Here is a 20,151-nt window from a genome sequence, read left to right on the forward strand (position 1 = left end):
GTAGCATCCCCGTTGATTTGATTTGGAGAACAAGGATCAAAGATTTTCGTTGCGCCACGTTCAGTTTGACGGCCTCGGCCTACCCCCGACAGGCTACGGTGTAGCGCCAACAGCGTTCACCGGGCAGACATAGACCGAGGTGGTCGCCGTGATCATGAGAATGTTCCGACCGGCACCGCCAAAGGTCAGATTGGCGGCGCGCTCAGGCAAACCTATACGGCCAATCAATGTCCCATCGGGAAGATAGCAGCGGACCCCTTCGTCCGCGCCCATCCAAAGTCGACCTTCGGAGTCGACGCGAAGGCCATCGAAATGTCCGCCAGATTCGGCAAGCACCGCACCACCCGAGAGTGTCCAATCGAGCCCCATTGAGAAGCAGCGCACATGATCGGGTCCACCCGGTCGTTCCGTGCCCCCGGTGTCGACGATATAAAGCAGGGTTTCATCCGGCGAGAAGGCAAGCCCGTTCGGCATCACGAAGTCCGTCGTCATCTGGTGGACCGCACTATTCGCAGGATCGAACCGGTAGACGTGGCAGCCGTTTACATTCAGCTCCGCACCAGGGCCGCTGACACGACCGTAGGTCGGATCGGTGAACCAGATCGCGCCGTCCGAAGCCACCACGACATCGTTCGGAGAATTGAAGCGACGGCCACCGATCCGGTCGACGAGCGGGGTGATCGTACCGTCCGGCTCGGTCCGCACGATGCGGTGCGGGATCTGCTCGCAGGTAATCAAATGCCCTTGTCGATCGACCGTATTGCCGTTTGGACTGTTGCCTAACCGTCGGAAGATCGAGACCTGCCCCGTCGCCTCTTCCCAGGCCAGTATCCGATCCCCTGGAATATCCGACCAGACGAGAAGACCGCGCGAGGCAAGCCACGCTGGTCCTTCCGTCCACTGGCCGCCCGTCCATATCCGCTCGACACGAGCACCTGTGACGATGCAGGAAGCAAAGCGCGGATCGATGATGTCGAACACGGGCCCTTCGAGCGGGCCAAGGGCCATCTCTACCAATTCGTCACCGATCCGTCGTTGCGCTTCAAATGTGGCGGCTCCCAGAACTTGAAACTCTCCCTTTCGATCAACTCCTCGTTCACCACAACACCGAGACCAGGCGCATCAGTGACCGGATAATGGGCCCTCTCAATCCGGGGCTGGACCGGGAATATCTCGTCATTGTCGAAACCGAGTTGCTCGACAGTTGAGCTTCGGGTCTCCAGCCAAGCGAAGTTCGGAACGGCCGCGGCGAAATGCACTGTTGCCGCGGTGCAGATGGGACCGAGCGGGTTATGCGGCATCATATCGACATAATGTGCCTCACTCCAACCGGCGACCTTCATCGCTTCGGTTAACCCACCCACATTGCAGATATCGATGCGGTTAAATTGATGGATATCGCGCTCTATGTAGGGCAGGAACTGCCATTTGCTGGAGAATTCCTCGCCAATTGCAAATGGAATATCGGTGAGCTTACGCAAGGTTTCATAGGCCGCTGGCGATTCGTCGCGGATGGGTTCTTCAAGGAAATCGAGCGTACCCGACGGCATCTTTTGGCAGAAGCTTGCCGCCTCCGCTACCGAAAGACGATGGTGAAAATCGATGCCGAGCACGACATTGTCTCCAAGCACCTCGCGGGCCTTGACGCACCATTTGGCGGTCGTCGCAATGTGCTCACGTGGCTCGTAGACCGTGCTTCCCTCGTGGTCCGACGGCGACAGACGCACCGCTGTCCAGCCAGCTTCGATCAAATCCTTCGCCTGTTCGATCATCTCTTCGCTCGGCGGGGCTGAAGTAGTGGCAAAAGTCGGAATCCTTTCGCGCTGCTTGCCGCCCAGCAGTTGGTAGACCGGCACACCGAGTGCCTTGCCTTTGATATCGTGTAGAGCAATGTCGATCGCCGAGATTGCCGCCTGCAGGACGCGCCCACCCTCGAAGTACTGGCTGCGGTACATCTCCTGCCAAATTGCACCGACCAGGAAGGGATCGCGCCCGATCAGGAACTCGCGGTAATGCTCGATAGCGCCAACAACGGCCTTCTCGCGGCCCGAGAGACCGCTTTCGCCCCATCCAAAGATGCCTTCGTCGGTCTCTACTTTGACGATGAGCTGATTGCGGACCCCGACCCAGACGGGGTAAGGGCGAATGGCAGTGATCTTCATGCGTTTTGATCCCTCTTTGTAGGACGATATGCCTTCGGGCCGATACCCGATTGGCTATTTGGAAATGGAGTAGAGCAAGGAAGACATGCCATTGTCGGCAACAATGTTGGCACCTGTAATGCCGACCGCAGCGTCCGAAAGCAGGAAGGCGACGATTTCCCCGACATCGACAGGGTGGTTGTAGCGGCCGGTTGCGTGCCAACCTGCATAAATGCCGGCCAGTTCCGGGTTGGCCTTGACCTCGGCATCGTTCACCTCGGTATGTGTCAGACCTGGGCAAACCGCATTCACGCGAATGTTGTATCGACCGAGGCTCCACGCCATTCCGCGCGTCATCGAAGCAATGCCTCCCTTTGTGGCGGCGTACATTTCGAAGCCCGGCGCGGTTGCAAACGCGTGGTTCGACGCAATGTTGACGATGGCACCGCTCCCGCCGGCGCGCATCAGCCTGCCCGCCTGCTGCGCGCATAGTAGCGACCCGCGCAGATTGACGCTCCAGAGCAACTCGATACTCTCCAACGGAAAGTCGAGGAAATCCCCCGTGACTGTCAGGCCGGCATTGTTCACCAGACCGTCGAGCCTGCCGTATCGATCGCTGACCAGCTGAAAGAGACGGGAAACACTCTCCGGGTTCCCCACATCAGTCTCGATGAAATCCGTATCAAGGTCGAGTTCCGCCACACTTTGAGCGAGAGCGGAATTCTTCTCAGCGACGACAACGCGGGCGCCGGCTGCGCTGACCGCCTCGACGACACCAAGGCCGATACCAGCTCCGCCTCCGGTAACAATGACGATTCTGCCGGAAAGCGAGGTGGGCAAATGCTCTTTTGTAGCCACGTGTCATCCTCTTACAGCGCAATGCAGAAATGTTGTCCAACGAGCTAATACCGACATGCTACGCAAATGTCAAAGAATAATGTATAATTTTGTGATCATTGAGGGACGAAAATTCTGCTTCGTCCCGAATCCGTGTTCCGGTAAATACGGACGACGCGTAATGTTTTTGTAGAGGAGGTAGGTAGGCATGGTGGTCGGTCGTCCGCATGAGACGGAATGGGAGCCATACGACGATGCTCAGGCAACGCCTGCCGTGCACGATCGGATTCGCGAAGCCATGGTCGAGGGTGTTCTTGCGCCGGGATCACGACTCAAGGTTCAAGAGCTTGCCCGACGTTTCGAGACGAGCTCGAATCCGATACGCGAAGCTTTGCAGCGCCTTCAGGGCGAGGGCCTTGTCCTGATCAACCACAACCAGGGCGCCTTCGTGCGGCCGATCGACTCGCAATTCGTCCGCAACACCTACGAGCTCTTGGCGTTGATTGAACCCTATCTAATACGCCGGTTCGTCGAATTCGCGCTTCCCGAAGAGATTCAGGAACTCGCCGATCTAATCGGTAAATTCGAAGAACACAATTTCGCCGATGCGCAAATCTATCGCCGCCTGGACACTGAAATTCATGGCCTGACCTATCGACGCCATTATAACAAGCAAGCCATCGAATTATGGAAGCAAAAACGCATCCTGGTCGGATTGCTGGGGCGGCGCTACGCGATCAGCTTGGCGCGGCGTAAGGAGATTTTGAAGGAACATCGCCTGCTGCTCGAGGCCGTGCGGCATCAGGACATCGAGGGTGCTGGGCGTGTCGTGGAACGGCACGTCAAGGGCTCTAGCATTCATTTCATCGAATTACTGCGCGCGGACTTACCACGATAGCGAGGGTATGAAGATCACCGGCGCTGCTTTCGTTCAAAAGAGATTCCGTTTAGCACACGGCACACAGGACTCGAGGCGTGCAGGCCTGCATCTGGACGGAGCATTTCGTCTCGCGCGGATATTTCAATCGCCTCGTTTTCCCGCGCCTCCCGGCTTTCGTCGAGGCCGCCCAGAAGCCGAAAAGCGAGAAGGACTGGCATCGCTTTGCGGCTACCGCTCCGCCCGGTGTTCTAGCGTGTCGGGATTATCAGATGGCGTCGCGGGCTGGATTGGCCTGCGCGGTGCCACTCCCGCCGCGCCGCCGATCACCAATTCAGCGGTAATTCGAGGTCTCCACATACGTCCGTTACGATCCCAAGTCCCCACGCTGCGCACCAGAAGGGTGCTGCGTGCTGCGCAACGTTTCGATTTAAACAGCATGATTCTACTCTGTCCCCATGAGGAAACAGAGCCAGGCTAACCATGAAGTAAAGGAAGAGGTCGTCCCGGCCTCCAAGTGTCGCGTGCTCCAGAACCTGGTTACGGAACTGCGACGCCTGCTTGGTAAGAAGAAGATGGAAGTGCGAAATTCTCAAGGGAGCGCATGAGATTGCCACCGGCTCAAAAAACAATGCTTGGTCGAACGACCCACTTTCGGTGATTTTTGCCCAGACGACGTTGTTGTCTTCGACTTTCAGCAGAAATGTCCCCCAGAAGGGTCGAAAAACCAGCGAATCCGTCGATCAGCGGATAGCCGGCAAAGAGTAACGCCACGACCGTCGACAGGTATCCACCAAACTACGATGCAAGAGATCTGCGAGGCCCTGATAGTGAGCGCCGGGGCGCTCTACCGCTGTTTCCCGACCAAAGATTCCATTATCGTGGCCTTCGCCGAAGAAGAGCGCGCCGAAGCGGCAAAACTCATTTCCCACCTCGACTCGTCACCAAACATTGTGGCCGCGCTCACGCAGATCGTTCCTGAACTTGGATTCGGCGCCATCCGGGCTTGGCGTCAGAGAAATCGCCCGTCGCACAGCCCCTGCACCCATCAAACGTACAAAGGCTTGATAGCGGCGAGTGGGCGAGCCCGAGCCAGGCGCCAACCGAGCGCGAAGTAGGAAGTTGGATCCTCGATGGCGGCAACGTAAGAGAACGCCGTAACGGCGCGCCGATACGTTATCCGCAAGCGCGCGCCACACGCCTGTGCCAGAGAAGTTTGCCTCTCCAGAAGCTCCCGAACATTGGTATCAAAAACCCCACCTGTGCTTTTGGGTACGATGAGGCCAGAAGCGTTGGGTCGAAGGGCACTTTCCCCGCCAGATCCGCTTTCCTACCTCCCGACCCGAGATCGCCGTAACTTTCAATGAAACATCAAACTTGCCCACGCCAGTCCGGAAATACCGCCGACCGGGGGCCCAATGGCGACGTCTCTGGTATCAAATCATCGGGCTCTGTGAATCAAGCATCTTTATAAAATCAAATTGACATAATAAATTGAAGCGCTATTACTGCCTTCATCGGAGGCGTCGAACGGGAGGAGCACAAATGGGGATGGCTGGCACGGCGATTGGCGCGGAGCCAACGCTTTCGTTGCGCAATATCAGCAAGAGATATGGTGCCGTTCAGGCGCTTACGAGCGTCAGTGTCGATTTCTTCCGCGGGCGAGTTCACGGCCTTGTTGGGGAAAACGGTGCAGGCAAATCAACCCTAATGAAGGTCTTAACTGGCGCTGTTGCGCCGGACGAAGGGGATTGCATGATGGATGGACGGCAAATCGTCATGAACCATCCGCGAGAGGCGCAAGCGCATGGGATCAGCATCGTCCATCAGGAACTCAACCTATTCCCGCATCGGACGATTGCGGAGAACATTTTTGCCGGTCGCGAGCTCGTGGTCGGCGGTCGCCTCCAAATTCAAGCTATGTGGACCCGCACAGCCGAGATCCTGCGGCGCCTTGAGATTGACCTCGATCCGGACACACTCGTCGGCGGGCTCAGCGTAGCAAGCCAGCAGATGATCGAGATCGCAAGGTCGGTTGCGTTTGACGTCAGTGTACTAATTTTTGACGAACCTACAGCGACACTAGCCGAGGACGATTGCCGCGTCCTCTTCTCTCTGATCCGTAAGCTGCGCGCGAGCGGCCTTGTCATCATCTACATCTCACACCGAATGGCGGAAATCTTCGATCTCTGTGACGAGGTCACCGTCATTAAAGACGGGCGCAAGGCGTTGTCCACCCCGACGGCTGATGTGGATCCAGAGCAGCTCGTCTCCGCGATGATCGGCAGGCGGCTCGAAGAGTATTACCCGCCCAGGAAGGGCGTGCTGGGTCATGCCAAGCCCACCCTGACGATTAATGGAGGATTCGGGCAGAACCTATCGAGCATAAATCTCGAGCTGCGGGGTGGCGAGATCACGGGCGTATTTGGGCTAAAAGGTTCTGGCCGGTCCGAGCTCGCCTACGCGCTTTGGGGAAGCCCTGGCTTCCGGGAGGGTGCAGTTAAACTCGATGGTCGTCCGCTTACTCTCACCAACGCTCGACAAGCGATGCGGGCCGGTATCGGCTTCGTCCCGGAAGATCGTAAAAACGAAGGGCTAGCGCTCGAACACGCGATCCGCAAAAATTTTCTACTCGCCAAGTGTGTTCTCACCGGCTGGCTGGGCGTACCCGATCCTGCCGGCGCCCGCGCAACTCAGGCGATATTTGACCGCGTTGCCTTCGCTCCTACCGACTTGGAGGCGCCTGCATCGAGCCTTTCCGGAGGAAATCAGCAAAAGGTAGTGCTGTCAAAATGGCTCCTTGTCGATGCTCAAATCTTAATCCTGGCAGAGCCGACGCGTGGTGTCGACATCGGCGCCAAAGCCACGATTTATGGCCTTCTGCGAAAGCTTGCCGACGAGGGAAGGGCAATTCTCGTTCTATCTTCAGAACTGCCCGAGGTACTTGGAATTAGCGATCGCGTGCTTGTGATGCGAGACGGCACGCTCGTCGCCGAATTCCCACCCGACGCGGCGGAGGCCGACGTTTTACTCGAGGCAGGAGGCAAGCTTCATGCATAGTTTGATAGTCAATCTTGGCCCGAGGGTCCGCTGGCGCAGGATATTGCGCCGCGTGCCCCCGATCTTTTGGGCGCTAATGCTGATGCTGCTCTTGTCCGTGCCATTGCTCGCAGTCTATAGCCGGGCGGGCGGGATGTCGTGGGCGTTCATCTCAAATATGCTGGAGCGCTCCGTCACACTGGCCATCGTCGCGGTTGGACAGACCTTCGTCATCCTCGTCGGATCGGTCGACCTGTCCGTAGCGTTCGTTATCTCGCTCGCAGCGGTGCTGGCCTCTTTCATTATGCAGGGTGACCCATCAATGATAGCGGTCGCTGTTCCGCTCATACTGCTGGGAGGGGCGCTGATCGGAGTGGTCAACGGTGTGCTTGTCACCCGACTCAATGTGAATCCGCTTATTGCAACTTTGGGCACCGGCCTCATCATCCAGGGCGTGTTAAACACCAGTTTTCAGAATTTCGCAGGTTCTGTACCGCGTGAGTATCAACAGCTTGCATATGGGCGGCTGTTAGGCCTTCCAGCGCCGATCTTCTTGTTGGCGGCTCTCGTCGCTCTTGCCAGCTTTGTCCTCGTTCGCACCAGGTTTGGCGCGCATCTATACGCGGTAGGGGGCAACAAGGAAGCCGCGCGCCTAGCCGGCATCCGCACCACGCGCGTAATTATGCTGGCTCACGCCATCGCCGGACTGTTGGCCGCCGCGGCTGGACTGTTTCTCGTAAGCAGGCTCGGGTCCGGCGCGCCGTGGGTTGGCCCCGACGGAATCTATGACCTAGAATCCATTGCGGCCGTCGTTGTGGGCGGAGCGCTGCTCGCCGGCGGACGCGGTGGGGTGTTCGGCACCCTAGCCGGCGTACTGATCCTCGGCTTCATCGACAGCCTATTCAATCAACTCGGCATCGACCCCTACCTTAAGCAGGTGCTGCGCGGGGCGATCATCATTGCTGCGGTAGCCGTCTACTCGATCAGGTCCCGCGAGGAGGTCGCGTAATGAGCATTATCTCGACAAAGAGCGGTACGCTTCCCAAACGCTTTCTTAGACTGCGCGCGATTGAACCGATCTACTTCATTTTGATAGCAATCGTCGCCGCGATGGTGCTGTCGAACCCGATCTATCTCGACTACGGGCCGATGATGCAGCTGTTACGGCGTTCGTCACCCCTGATGGTATTAGCCGTTGGGCAATTGTTCGTCATCGTCTCCGGCGGTTTCGATCTTGCCGTCGGATCCCTAATCACCTTCCTGATCCTGATTTGCGCTCTGCTCCTGAACGGCAACCCCGAGCTCGCCTATTTTGCCATCGCATTGTGCGTTTTGGTCGGACTGATGTCCGGTGCTGTCAATGGCCTCATTGTTTCGTTCTGGAAGGTGCCATCCATCATTGCGACGCTCGGCATGTTGCTCATTCTGCGGGGAGGGGGGCTCTACATGTCTGGAGGTTCGGCGCGGGGCAATCTCCCTGACACTTTCCGAGCATTAGGGCGCGACAGTGTATTTGGCTTTCCTGTCAGCCTGATTGTCGTAATCGTGTTCGGCGCGGTGGCATGGCTTATTCTCCATCGCACTAGCTTTGGGCGTCAGCTCTACATGGTCGGGTCTAATCCCCGTGCAGCTACGCTGTCGGGCGTCAACGTAGCCGGCATCAGGATCGCAGCCTTCATGTTCTCCGGGCTGAGTGCCGCGATCGCGGCAACCCTACTCAGCGGTTTCTCGGGCGTCTCGACCTCAGCCGGCGATGGCTACGAGCTGCAGGCCATTTCCGCGGCGGTACTTGGAGGAGCGGTGCTCCTGGGCGGACGAGGATCGGTATTTCCCGTCATAGCTGGCGCACTTGCGCTGCACGCACTGTTCACGTTGCTGAACATCTGGGGCTTTCCCAAGCCAATGCGAGACGTGGTCCAGGGACTAATTATAATCTGCGCGGTGGCTTACTCCGCGCGCAGAAAGTGAGCGCAGCCAGAGCGTGTTCTGGCAATCAACCGGCGGGACATCTCGCCGACTTTAAGGAGGAGAAGGGTATGTCACTGAAACGCACGTTCAAATGCCTCCCCGTCGCTGCTTTCGCGGTGTCGATGGCCATGTCCGCGCTTGCGGAGGATGCTGATTTCTTCGATCAAGCGGAGCACGACCGCCAGATCGCGATGTTGGGTGCAACGCCCATCGGCGACCCAGCTAAGCCTTGGCTCCAGTCCATGACCGACAATTTCCGCGACACATCGAAGTACAAGAAAAATGGCGCGGGCACGATCTGCTTCTCAAACGCGGGTATCTTCAATCCGTGGCAGGTCGTGGGCTACAAAACCATGCGGGAAGAGATCAAGCTGCATTCGAACATCAAGGAATTCATTGTCACTGACGGTGAAGGCAAGGACGACAAGCAAATCGCCGATATCGACGACCTCCTGGCGAGCAAGAAGTGCGATGTGTTGCTTGTGACCCCGAACACAACGGCAGCACTTACTCCGGCAGTGGAGCGGGCTTGTGCGCAGTTGCCAGTAATTGTGTTCTCGCGTGGCGTCGCGACGGAATGCCCCGTCACCTTCATCACGCCGGTCGGCGGCTACGCCTTTGGCGCCCAAGCGGCACGGTTCATAATCGATGCGCTGCCGGAGGGTGGCAACGTACTCGCGCTTCGTATCGCTCCCGGTGTGGACGTCCTTGAGACACGCTGGTCCGCAGCTGAACGCATCTTCGCGGCCGAGCCCAAGATCAAGCTTATTGGTTCCGAGTTCACCAACGACGATCGCGCGATCGCAAAGTCTATCGTTGAGGATTACCTGCAGCGGTTCAACAAGATCGACGCCGTGTGGATGGATGCCGGAGCAACCTCCGTGGCCGCCATCGAGGCTTTCGAAGACCTCGGCGTCGATATCCCTGTTTTCACCGGAGAAGACCAGCAAGACTTCCTGGCGAAGTGGAAGGAAAAAAATATGACGGCGATCGCCCCGACTTACCCCACTTTCCAGTGGCGCACGGCGATCATCGCAGCGACCCAGATTCTTAGGGGCGAGAAGGTTCCAGGCCCGATCTGGTATTTGCCTCAGCCAACGATCACCGCGGATACGCTTAGCAAGTACACACAAGCCACGATGCCTCCGCAGCACTACGCGCTTTGCGGCTGCGAGGGCATGGCGGGCTACCCCGAGGTCTGGGGTGGCTGGAAGTAAGCTCCTCCCGAGGAGCTGGGCGGTGCCTTTGGGGCGTCGCCCGGCTCACCCGATAAATCGAATCACACGAGGGAATTAATCGTGTCCAATACATTAAATGAGTTAAAAACCCTGCGGATTGGTATGGTCGGGTCTGGCTTCATCGCCAACTTTCACCTTGAGTCGCTTCAATCGGTACGCAACGTTGAGGTACGCGGAGTATATGGACCAACTAAGGCGCGAAGGGAAGCATTTGCCGCAAAGGCAAATGACTTGAAGCTAGGTCCTTGTGTTGCCTACCCCGATCTAAACGCTCTTTTATCGTCACGAGAAGTGGACGCCGTCTGGATACTGGTGCCGAACCACGCCCGCTTGGAAACAATGCGAGCGATCCGCGACTTTGCCGTGGCCAATCCTGGCGTGTTGCGCGCAGTTGCGTGTGAGAAGCCTCTTGCCCGAACACTTCGTGAGGCGGAGGAAATGCTCGCGTTGGTCAAGGAATCCGCGCTGCTGCACGGCTATCTTGAGAACCAACTGTTCGCTACCGCGGTCGCTCGAGGCAAATCCATTCTTTGGCAGCGTGCCGCCTCAGTTTCGGGAGCGCCCTATATAGCAAGAGCGACCGAAGAACACTCGGGCCCCCACGAACCTTGGTTCTGGCAAGGCGAGCGGCAGGGGGGCGGTGTGCTTCTCGACATGATGTGCCACAGCGTGGAGGTCGCCCGCTTCCTTCTGACGGCACCCGGTGCGTCGCGCGAAACTCTAAGGCCCAAATCCGCCACTGGCATCATCGCCACGGTCAAGTGGAACCGCGAAGACTATGCCCGTTCGCTAACAGAGAGCATGGGGGCTGAAGTAGACTTTCTTAAGCGTCCGACGGAAGATTTCGCGCGGGGCACAGTAATCATGACCCGTGAGGACGGAACTGACGTCATTATTGAGTGCGCCACCTCCTGGGCCTATGTCGGTGCGGGCTTACGCATTCAGTTGGAAGTTCTAGGGGCTGAGTACTCCATGGAATACAATTCACTGGGGTCGGGGCTGAAGCTCTTCCTATCGCGCAATTTGCAAGGCGACACTGGGGAGGACCTTGTCGAAAAGCAGAACTCCGAACAAGGGCTTATGCCTGTGCTGGAGGACGAACACGGCACCTATGGCTACACCAACGAGAACCGCTCCATGGTGGAGGCGTTCCGCATGGGCGATATGCCATCTGAGACCTTTAAAGATGGGCTCGAGGTGGTGCGCATACTTATGGCTCTATACAAATCCGCAGAAGAAGGTCGCACGGTGGAATTCGACAAGGAAGATCTCACTGAGTTTGTCCCGGCGGTAGCGCGAGGAGCAACATCTTGAAGGGCCGCATTGACCTTGTTGCCGACATTGGCGGGACCAAGGCCCGCATCGCCTTTGTAGATGGACACCAGTCGGAACCGATTGTTCTCCATTGCAGCGAGTTTGGCTCACTTGAGGAGGCGCTGCGCGTCGCCATTGACAAAGCTGGCGTTCGGATTGGGCGCGCCTGCATCGGCGTGGCAGCGCCGGTCCTCGGCGATGAAGTCAGTCTAACCAACAACGACTGGGCATTTTCGATTAGTGCGACGAAGGCCCGGCTAGGACTCGACAAGCTACTGGTCGTCAACGATTTCGCTGCACTTGCTTCGGCGCTACCGCTGCTTGACGATACGAGCCTGGTCCGAACAGGGGGAGCCCAGCGCTGCGCATCCAGGCCCCAGCTGATCATAGGTCCGGGTACCGGACTTGGTGTCGCAACGGTGCTCTACGGTAACACCAACACACCGATCGTGCTGGCAGGCGAAGGCGGCTATGTAACTCTGCCGGTACATACTGAACGGGAGGTGGCGGTTTGGCAGATCTTGCGCAACCGCTTCGGCCGCGTGTCCGCCGAGCGCGTTTTGTGCGGCAGCGGACTGGTCGAACTCTTCAACGCGCTATGCGTCGTCGACGGTGTCGATGGAATGTCGGCGGCCTCGTCCCACAAGATCGTGAAGCGCGGAATGGCGGATAGTTCTTCGCGCGAGCGCGAGGCGCTCGACATGTTCCTAAGCCTACTGGGGGACGTAGCGGGGAACGCGGCGCTTACATTGGGCGCCCGCGGCGGCGTCTTTCTAAACGGCGATTTGCTGAACGAACTAGCACCGCTTTTGCAGGGCAGCGCCTTGCATAGCCGCTTCAAAAATAAAGGTCGGGGCGGGCCATTTCTCGAAGATGTCGGTGTCTTCCTTATCACTGACCCCTTCGCCGCTCTAAAGGGCTGCATGCAGCTGCTCGAACGAGCAGTGTAGTCGACAAAAGGAGAGATAGCTATGTCAACGGAGTCAGCCTTTCGTCGCGACACTCAGATGAAGCGTGAGATCGCCGAAATCCCTGGCTGCATCGCACGCCAAATCGACCAGTATGGTTCACTGTACAAAGATGTAGGTCGCCGACTGCGAGCGCATTCGCCGGCCGTAATGATCACAGTCGCTCGAGGGAGTTCCGACTGCGCTGCCGCCTTCCTGAAGTACATGGTCGAAACGCGGCTAGGAGTACCTGTCGCCTCGGTCGGTCCGTCGCTGTCGTCGGTGCACCGACGATCGCTGCGGCTCGATCGCGCGGTGTCTTGGGCGATTTCGCAATCCGGTGCCAGCGAGGATATCAACGCACTCCATAGTAGCAACCGTGCCGCCGGCGCTCTTTCGATCTCGCTCGTCAACAGCCCGCATTCACGCCTGGGGCAGAATGCCGATATCGCCGTGGCGATAGGCGCCTGGCCGGAGCTCGCTCTGCCAGCGACCAAGAGTTTTGTTTGCAGCTTAGTGGCGATTGCGGCCATCCTCTCGGAATGGACGGGCGATAGAAACCTCTTCGATTCGCTTCGTGCGCTGCCGGAGCTGGTGGAGCGGTCCTATACGGCGGATTGGGGCGTGGCTGAAGATGCACTCGCTAGGTGCGATAGCGCACTCATTCTCGGACGCGGAGCCGGCTATCCCATCGCATGCGAGGCGGCACTGAAGCTCAAGGAAACAAGCTATGTTTTCGCGGAGGCATTCAGCGCGGCTGAGGTTTGGCACGGACCTGCCGCGCTTATCACGCCTGAGCGCCCGGTCATCATGTTTGTCCCGTCCGACGAGGCGTCCGTCGGCGCTCTCGCCGCCGCCGATAAGGCCCGGGACTTGGGCGCGCGCGTTTTCGTTGTTTCCTGCAATCAGTCGCGCGACTGCCTGCCTATGCCCGATGCACCCAACAGCGTAGTCGAGGCGATCGCGATGATCGCGCGATTCTACGCTCTCGCCGAGAGCACCTCCGGCATGCGCGGTGTTGATGTGGATTCGCCAAGGGCATTGCAGAAGGTAACCGTGACGGTCTAGTAGCAGATACGAAGCTGCAGGAAGGAATACAGAAATTGAGGCAGATGGATCTCACCAACGCAGGGGCGTTTTCCGGCGCCAACCTCGAAAACGCGCGCGACCACAATAGACGTGTGACGATCGAGACCCTGCGGGTCCACGGCCCGCTATCGCGTGCGGACGTAGCACGGATCACAGGACTCTCCGTGCAGACCACGTCCAACATCGCGGAGGAGTTGATCGGAGCTTCGTTGCTTCTGGAAAAACCAGTTAGCAGTTTGCGGGGCAAACCTCCGAAAATACTCTCGATTAACCCCGACGGCGCTTATTCGATTGGCCTGCAACTCGATCACAACTGGCTGATAGGCGTGCTCTTAGATCTTGCGGGGGTGCGACGGGGAGAGATCATGGTGCCGGTCGACAGCCCCAATCCGCAGAGTGGACTTGCAGCCCTTGAGGAAGCGGCGCGCCAGCTCGTCGCCGATGCCCATGTCCAGTTTGAACAGATCTGTGGGGTAAGCGTTGTTATGCCCGGGCCTTTCGAAGTAGACTCGCTCGCTAGCGACGGGCCGACGATCCTACCCGGTTGGGCTGACGTAGCGGTCGCCGACCGTCTCGCCGAACGGCTCAATTTGCCCGTCTCAGTAGAGAACGATGCCACGGCTGCGGCGATGGGCGAGCATTACTTCGGAGTAGCACGCCGGCATCGGAATGTCGTCGTCATCTTCGTCGGGACGGGCCTGGGGGGCGGCATATTGATCAATGGTCAGCCCTATCGCGGCGCATTCCGGAACGCCGGCGAGATTGGTCATCTTACCGTTTATCCTGATGGAAGACGCTGCTATTGTGGAAACCAAGGATGCGCTGAGACTTATCTTTCAGTCCACGCGGCCTACGAGCATCTCGGCTATGAAAAAACACCACCAACGTATGACGAACTTCTGCACCGTCTCCACACTGGGGAGCGGCAATTCGATACATGGATGGACAAAGCAGCCGCCGTTTTGCGTCTTCTGGTGGTCAATCTCGAAAATATGTTCGATCCAGAGACTGTAGTCGTCAACGGTTTCATGCCGTATCCGGTACTTGCGGAGTTGGAACGTCGAGCTCTTCCGCTGCCACCTTCGATCTCGTCGCGCCAGCGCCGTGAGACTCCGCGGGTCATCCTGGGTGCAGCCGGACTGGAGGTGGCTGCCCTCGGCGCGGCTGTACTGCCACTTTTCTATAGCTTCGGACACCTGACACCCGTGAGTGCGGCGATGCCGCTAAAGACCTGACTGCGAATAATCGACCTGGGGCCGAAGGAGATGTAAATGCTTAAACTCAGCCTGAACAACGGCTTTGCGATGAAGCGCTGGCCTGAGCCGGAGGTGTGGGCGGATCTGATCGCCACGCGCATGGGTATCTCTGACGTGCAGTTGTCATTGGATCTCGTTGATTTAACCGGTGGGCCGAAGTGGCATGAAAGGCAAGCCTCCCGCATCCGAACGGCATGCAAGAATAATGGGATTGCAATATCGAGCGTGTTCTCGGGCCTTATCGATTATTGCGGCAGCTTGTTACTGCATCCCGATGCGGAGATGCGAGTGGCTGCACTAGAGCGATACAAGCGTGGCATCGAATTCTGCGCTCTCGTCGGGGCCGACACGTTCGGCGGCCACATGGGCGCATATAGTGTAGCCGACTACCTTAACCTGGGGCGCCGCCGAGCGCTTGCGCAGGAGCAACTAGAAAGAGTCTCGGAGCTTTCAAATCATGCAGGGCAGGCGGGACTGCGCTACCTTCTGTGGGAGCCCATGCCAATCGCACGGGAATATCCGAGCACTATTGCTGAATGCCTAGGTCTCGCCGAGCGCTTCGCGGAAATGACTGGAGCAGTTGTCGCTTACTGCTACGATGTGGGGCATGCATGCCGGTCTGATCTGCCTAGAGCTGAGCAAGACCCGTATCTTTGGCTCAGCAGTCTCGGTCATCTTAGCCCCATTGTGCACCTTCAGCAAACCGATGGAAAGCGCGATCACCATTGGTGCTTCACGGAGGAGACCAATAAGGTTGGCGTCATCCATCCAGAGCAGGTACTCACCACCATTACCAACACGCCGGCTTCGGTCGTCGAACATCTCACGATTGAGGTATTCCCGGCCTTTGAGATGGCGGACGATCAGGTTCTGGCTGACGTGACCAGCAGCTGCAACTATTGGCGCGATGGTCTAACGAATGCAGGTTAGTGGTTCAAGCTGATCGCGCCTCCAAAAACAGGCTGTTTGTTGCTTTTGAGAAGAATATGAGCGCTCGCAACAGTCTGACGCATCAGGGAAATCGAGAACGGGCCATCGTCGAAAAAGCAACACTTCCCAAATGACCGTCCAGTTCCATAAGAACTCTTACGCAACCAGATGATGTAGCCGCAAAGTTAAAGTGTCCTGTTTCTGCAAAGTTGGAATGTCACTCTCCTCGGGTTTTGATGACCTGGGAGATTGCGGATGGGATTGATTGCGATGAGCGAACGCGATCTGCAGCGGATTGAGGTTTTGTCGAAAGTGGTCGCCGGACGTATGTCGTTGGTTTCGGCGGCGCATGTGCTTGGCTTAAGCACCCGTCAGGTGCGTCGGCTGCTGGATCGGATCCGCACAGACGGCGCAGCGTCGATCCGGCACCAGGCGATCGGCCGACCATCAAACAATCGGATTTGTGACGGCGTGCGCGATTATGCCATGGCGATCGTGCGCGAGCGCTATGCGGACTTCGGTCCGACGCTGGCGGCCGAGAAGCTTGCCGAGCGAGATGGTCTGACGGTGTCGCGCGAGACCTTGCGCCAATGGATGTCGGAGGCCGGCCTGTGGCTGTCGCGCAAGCAGCGACGGACGTTCCATCAGCCACGATTGCGGCGCGAGGCCTATGGCGAACTGGTGCAAATCGATGGATCCGAGCATCGTTGGTTCGAAGATCGCGGTGACCCCTGTTCATTGCTGGTGTTCATCGATGATGCGACTGGCAAGCTGATGCAGTTACGGTTTGTGCGCTCGGAAAGCGCGTTCAGCTATTTCGAGGCGCTCGAGCTCTATCTGAAGGCGCATGGTGCTCCCGTCGCCTTCTATTCCGACAAGCATTCGGTGTTCCGGGTTGCGAAGAAGGATGCCAAGGGCGGTCAGGGCATGACCCAGTTCGGGCGTGCGCTTTGCGAGCTAAACATCGAGATTCTTTGCGCAAACTCGAGCCAGGCCAAAGGCCGGGTCGAGCGAATGAACCGGACGCTACAGGACCGGTTGATCAAGGATCTGCGTCTGGAGGGCATCTGCGGCATGGATGATGGCAACGCTTTCCTGCCTCGGTTCATGGAGCGCTATAACCGCCAGTTTGCCATTACCCCTGCCCGAGCTGAGGATCTGCATCGGCCGCTGAACCTTGCCCCGGATCGGCTACGCGACGTTCTGTGCAAACGTGAGCAGCGTTATGTCGGTGCCCAGCTGACGTTTTCGTTCGAGCGCCAGCGGATCATGCTGGAAGAGAACGAGGTGACGCGCGGGCTGGTCGGTCGCTATGTCGAGACCTACGCGCTTGCCGACGGCAGGCTGGATGTGCGCTGGAAGGGGCATTCCCTGCCATACCGGGTGTTCGACAAGGACCAGCGGGTGACGCATGCGGCGATCACCGAGAACAAGCGGCTCGGTGAACTCCTGACCTACATCAAGGAGCGCCAGGACCAGGAGCAAAAGCCGGTTGTGAAGACGAACAGCGACAAGAACGGCTACAAACCGCGTGGCCGCAGGCCGGGCAAGCGGACGGATTTCATGAACGATCCGGCGGTGATTGCGCGACGAGAGAAAGCGTTGATGAAGCAGCCAGCGGCGGAATAAAGAGCGTCAATGCACGCCGATGTCACTCTGCGTATCCGATTCCAACTGCAGGCAAGCTGGCCAAAGTGGCGTCTTGTGGAAGGCTCCATGCTGGAGGAGCGTGAGCCCCTCTCGTGCCTCATAGAGCACACCGAGCCAGCACAAGCGCCGAAAGACGCCATATTGGAGATCGGATTTCAACTTCCAGGCTTCTATGGTCATTTCGGTGTCCGACAGAGGCGCCAAGTCTGGATAGAGGATCTTCACAACGTCTATTGGCGTGCACCCTTCTCTGGCTTTGATATTGAGAAGATTGAGGAACATGCGCCACCAGCGTAACCGCGCTCGGACCTCCTCTTCCCGCTCGGTGGTATGGACATACGAATAGAGATAATCCGTGGCGATCAGATCGAAGAAGGCTTGCGGGTTCACCAGGAACTCCCGGCCGCGTCTGGTTGGCAGCAGCACATCTTTTTTCCGGCGAAGAAGCTTCAGATGACGGGTCATGTCGCGCACGACCCAAAGCGGCGGCATGTCGCTTTCATTGAGCACCTTGTTCATGCTGTAGAGGTCTTCGGCTGTGAAGCCTGGCCAAAGGAAGTGCACAGCGGCCCAATGCACGAACTTGCGGTTCATGGCGCCGGTCGCCGTCAATCCTATGCCGCCCTCACCGTCAGCATAGGCAACGGAAAGAAGCATACCGCGCAGAAGTGGGGACAGTGCGGCGACATCGACGTCACCATTCAGCTTGATTTCCGGAAGCATCGTGCGGCTGTGATCCCTACTCGCCCTATGCAGGTGCAAGCGAGTATCAACCCGCGACAAAACAATTGCTACTGAGAAAGCTAAAGCCGAAGGGGAGCGTCACCACCCGCCCCCTCCCTTCCCTTGCAACCCGGCCCAGCCGGTCCGGTCGGGGGCTTGCCTCCGTGCCAGTGGAGATGTCGGGTGTCGCATGTCTAAATGGCTGATGACGCGCTTCTAAATGGCTGGTGACGCGCTCAAAGTGACATTTCAACTTTGCGCAACAGCGGACATTTCAACCTGGCCGCCACAGATGATGTAGGGGCTATTTAGTAATGCGACAGTTGGGCCAGTTAGAGATGCGACACTCTCGCCTCTCGACGCGCTGGTCAATGTCAACGTTGGGAGCAAGGATGACGACCTTCCGCCTGGTGGAGACCATGAGCGTTCGGAGTCGTGATGTCCTGTTTGATCACCATGTCGCAGAAAGAATTGCATCGCCTCGAAGTCATTCAGAAGATCAATGATCGACGCCTAAGCGTTGTCCAGGCAGCCGAACTGCTCGGGCTCAGCCGAAGTCAGGTGCACAGGCTGCTGCAGGCTTATGACCGGTCCGGTGCGGCCGGTCTGGTTTCAAAGAAGCGATCGCGGCCAAGCAATCGGCGCCACAGCGAAGATTTTCGCAATGCGGCGCTGGATCTGATCCGCGAACGCTATCTGGATTTCGGTCCGACGCTGGCGCGCGAGAAGCTGATCGAACTGCATCACATCTCGGTCGCCAAGGAGACGCTGCGCCAATGGATGACCGAGGCCGGCATCTGGGTCTCGCGACGCGAGCGCAAGCAGCGGGTCTTCCAGCCGCGCGGCCGGCGTGACTGCTTCGGTGAACTGGTCCAGATCGACGGCTCGCATCACTGGTGGTTCGAGAACCGCGGCCCCAAATGCGCCCTGCTCGTCTATATCGACGACGCCACTGGCAAGCTGTTGCATCTGCGGTTCGCCGGATCGGAGAACACCTTCGATTACCTGCATGCGACGAAGGCGTATCTGCAGCAATGGGGCAAGCCTCTGGCATTTTACAGCGACAAGCACGGTGTCTTTCGTTCAACCCATGCCTCGGAGAAGGACCGGACGAGCGGCCTGACCCAGTTCGGGCGGGCGCTTTATGAACTCAACATCGACATCATCTGCGCCAACACCCCGCAGGCCAAGGGACGCGTCGAACGCGCCAACCAGACGCTGCAGGATCGATTGGTCAAGGAACTACGGCTGCGCGGCATCGACACGATCGACGCGGCCAATGCCTATGCGCCGGAGTTCATGGCCGACTTCAATCGTCGCTTTGGCAAGCCGCCGCGCAATCCGAAGGACATGCATCGGCCGCTTGCCGCGCATGAGAACCTCGATGGCGCCATGTGCCGCAAGGAAGTCCGCACGCTGTCGCAGTCATTGACGCTGCGCTATGACAAGGTCTTGTTCATTCTCGATCCGACGGAGCAGGCCAAGGCGCTGGCGGGTAAGAAGGTGGTCGTTTGCGACTATCCGGACGGCCGCCTCGAGATCATGCACGAGAGCTTCGTCCTGCCCTACAGAACCTTCGACACCTTGCGATCGGTCCATCGTTCGGAGGTCGTCGAGAACAAGCGCCTGGACGACATGCTTTCGATCGTCGCCGAGATGCAGGCCGGGCGTGAACAGCAGCGCAGCAAGAGCGGCCCTCGCCGCACCGGCCAGACGGATCATATGTTTGGCATTCGCGACGGCAGCCAGAGCAACGGCTATCAGAAGCGCGGCCGCAAGCCCGGCCGGCGGACGGACTTCATGAATGATCCGGAGGTCATTGCCAAAAGGCAGAAGGCACTAGCGCGCATGCAGGCAGCGGAATGAACCGCTGGCCCTCATAGCCTCAAAGCTAAAGCCGAAGGGTGTCCCTCACCCGCCCCCGCTCCTTCCTTGCAACCCGGACCAGCCGGACGGATCGGGGGCTGACCGTCAGCGCCAGCAGCGGTGCCGAGTGTCGCATTTCTAACTGGCTGGCGGCGCCGCATCTCTAATCAGCTTTGACAGATGATATGATATAACATTACGATTGGCTAGTCCCGCAGCCGCGACTCCAAGTCGGGTCGCGGATCATGCATTTTCCACATGGGAGCGCTGAGTTTT

General features: G+C 58.3%; 16 protein-coding genes and 3 pseudogenes. 14 read left to right on the forward strand and 5 right to left on the reverse strand.

The window, feature by feature from the left end:
* Positions 1 to 93 precede the first annotated feature (93 nt).
* Genes C1A35_RS31845 through C1A35_RS31855 form a run of 3 tightly spaced genes read right to left on the reverse strand, consistent with a single transcriptional unit; the run spans position 94 to position 2,999 of the window.
* Positions 94 to 1,008, reverse strand: a complete 915-nt coding sequence (locus C1A35_RS31845; protein ID WP_104668238.1) for an SMP-30/gluconolactonase/LRE family protein — start codon at positions 1,006 to 1,008, stop codon at positions 94 to 96.
* 2 nt (positions 1,009 to 1,010) lie between these two features.
* Positions 1,011 to 2,162 (reverse strand): mandelate racemase/muconate lactonizing enzyme family protein, encoded by a 1,152-nt coding sequence (locus tag C1A35_RS31850; RefSeq protein WP_104668239.1) that lies wholly within the window; start codon positions 2,160 to 2,162, stop codon positions 1,011 to 1,013.
* A 54-nt stretch (positions 2,163 to 2,216) separates the two neighbouring features.
* The gene (locus C1A35_RS31855) at positions 2,217 to 2,999 is read right to left on the reverse strand and encodes an SDR family NAD(P)-dependent oxidoreductase (protein WP_104668240.1); all 783 of its coding nucleotides are present in this window, start codon (positions 2,997 to 2,999) and stop codon (positions 2,217 to 2,219) included.
* Between the two features lie 187 nt (positions 3,000 to 3,186).
* Here C1A35_RS31855 and C1A35_RS31860 point away from each other — a divergent pair, with 187 nt between their 5' ends.
* The 3 genes and pseudogenes from C1A35_RS31860 to C1A35_RS37380 form a co-directional block, all read left to right on the forward strand.
* Entirely contained in the window at positions 3,187 to 3,876 is a 690-nt protein-coding gene (locus tag C1A35_RS31860) for a GntR family transcriptional regulator (protein ID WP_104668241.1), read from the forward strand.
* Positions 3,877 to 3,941: 65 nt separating this feature from the next.
* Positions 3,942 to 4,097, forward strand: a pseudogene (locus C1A35_RS37235) (family 20 glycosylhydrolase); the annotation flags it as partial.
* A 393-nt stretch (positions 4,098 to 4,490) separates the two neighbouring features.
* Positions 4,491 to 4,730: pseudogene (locus C1A35_RS37380) on the forward strand (TetR/AcrR family transcriptional regulator); the annotation flags it as partial.
* A gap of 186 nt (positions 4,731 to 4,916) precedes the next feature.
* On the opposite strand, the pseudogene C1A35_RS37385 reads toward C1A35_RS37380, so the two are convergent.
* Positions 4,917 to 5,140 (reverse strand): annotated as a pseudogene (locus C1A35_RS37385) (IS110 family transposase); the annotation flags it as partial.
* 260 nt (positions 5,141 to 5,400) lie between these two features.
* On the opposite strand from C1A35_RS37385, the gene C1A35_RS31880 reads away from it, so the two are divergent.
* The 10 genes from C1A35_RS31880 to C1A35_RS31925 all read left to right on the forward strand — a co-directional run bounded on the left by C1A35_RS31880 (position 5,401) and on the right by C1A35_RS31925 (position 17,265).
* Positions 5,401 to 6,915 carry a sugar ABC transporter ATP-binding protein gene (locus C1A35_RS31880; RefSeq protein ID WP_104668245.1) on the forward strand — a complete coding sequence of 505 codons (1,515 nt, stop codon included), beginning with the start codon at positions 5,401 to 5,403 and terminating at the stop codon, positions 6,913 to 6,915.
* Positions 6,908 to 7,903, forward strand: a complete 996-nt coding sequence (locus tag C1A35_RS31885) for an ABC transporter permease (RefSeq protein WP_199773084.1) — start codon at positions 6,908 to 6,910, stop codon at positions 7,901 to 7,903. The genes C1A35_RS31880 and C1A35_RS31885 overlap by 8 nt, the downstream gene beginning before the upstream one ends.
* Positions 7,903 to 8,862 (forward strand): ABC transporter permease, encoded by a 960-nt coding sequence (locus C1A35_RS31890; protein ID WP_104668246.1) that lies wholly within the window; start codon positions 7,903 to 7,905, stop codon positions 8,860 to 8,862. Before C1A35_RS31885 ends, C1A35_RS31890 begins: the two co-directional genes overlap by 1 nt.
* A gap of 68 nt (positions 8,863 to 8,930) precedes the next feature.
* The gene (locus C1A35_RS31895; protein WP_234823087.1) at positions 8,931 to 10,079 is read left to right on the forward strand and encodes a substrate-binding domain-containing protein; all 1,149 of its coding nucleotides are present in this window, start codon (positions 8,931 to 8,933) and stop codon (positions 10,077 to 10,079) included.
* Positions 10,080 to 10,202: 123 nt separating this feature from the next.
* The gene (locus C1A35_RS31900; protein WP_104668247.1) at positions 10,203 to 11,414 is read left to right on the forward strand and encodes a Gfo/Idh/MocA family protein; all 1,212 of its coding nucleotides are present in this window, start codon (positions 10,203 to 10,205) and stop codon (positions 11,412 to 11,414) included.
* The gene (glk, locus tag C1A35_RS31905) at positions 11,411 to 12,364 is read left to right on the forward strand and encodes a glucokinase (RefSeq protein ID WP_158665218.1); all 954 of its coding nucleotides are present in this window, start codon (positions 11,411 to 11,413) and stop codon (positions 12,362 to 12,364) included. The genes C1A35_RS31900 and glk overlap by 4 nt, the downstream gene beginning before the upstream one ends.
* Positions 12,365 to 12,421: 57 nt before the next feature.
* Positions 12,422 to 13,429, forward strand: a complete 1,008-nt coding sequence (locus C1A35_RS31910; protein ID WP_158665219.1) for an SIS domain-containing protein — start codon at positions 12,422 to 12,424, stop codon at positions 13,427 to 13,429.
* A gap of 44 nt (positions 13,430 to 13,473) precedes the next feature.
* Positions 13,474 to 14,685: an ROK family transcriptional regulator gene (locus tag C1A35_RS31915; protein WP_104668250.1), complete on the forward strand. Its 1,212-nt coding sequence runs from the start codon at positions 13,474 to 13,476 to the stop codon at positions 14,683 to 14,685.
* Between the two features lie 36 nt (positions 14,686 to 14,721).
* Positions 14,722 to 15,636 carry a sugar phosphate isomerase/epimerase family protein gene (locus tag C1A35_RS31920; RefSeq protein ID WP_104668251.1) on the forward strand — a complete coding sequence of 305 codons (915 nt, stop codon included), beginning with the start codon at positions 14,722 to 14,724 and terminating at the stop codon, positions 15,634 to 15,636.
* Positions 15,637 to 15,891: 255 nt separating this feature from the next.
* Positions 15,892 to 17,265, forward strand: coding sequence for an ISNCY family transposase (locus C1A35_RS31925; protein WP_104668252.1), 1,374 nt, complete (start codon positions 15,892 to 15,894; stop codon positions 17,263 to 17,265).
* A gap of 6 nt (positions 17,266 to 17,271) precedes the next feature.
* On the opposite strand, the gene C1A35_RS31930 is transcribed toward C1A35_RS31925, so the two are convergent.
* The gene (locus tag C1A35_RS31930; RefSeq protein WP_104668253.1) at positions 17,272 to 18,009 is read right to left on the reverse strand and encodes a hypothetical protein; all 738 of its coding nucleotides are present in this window, start codon (positions 18,007 to 18,009) and stop codon (positions 17,272 to 17,274) included.
* Positions 18,010 to 18,447: 438 nt separating this feature from the next.
* Here C1A35_RS31930 and C1A35_RS31935 point away from each other — a divergent pair, with 438 nt between their 5' ends.
* Entirely contained in the window at positions 18,448 to 19,875 is a 1,428-nt protein-coding gene (locus tag C1A35_RS31935; protein WP_104668254.1) for an ISNCY family transposase, read from the forward strand.
* Positions 19,876 to 20,151 lie beyond the last annotated feature (276 nt).

It is taken from the genome of Ensifer adhaerens, from assembly GCF_002940685.1.
Classification (GTDB): domain Bacteria; phylum Pseudomonadota; class Alphaproteobacteria; order Rhizobiales; family Rhizobiaceae; genus Ensifer; species Ensifer adhaerens_E.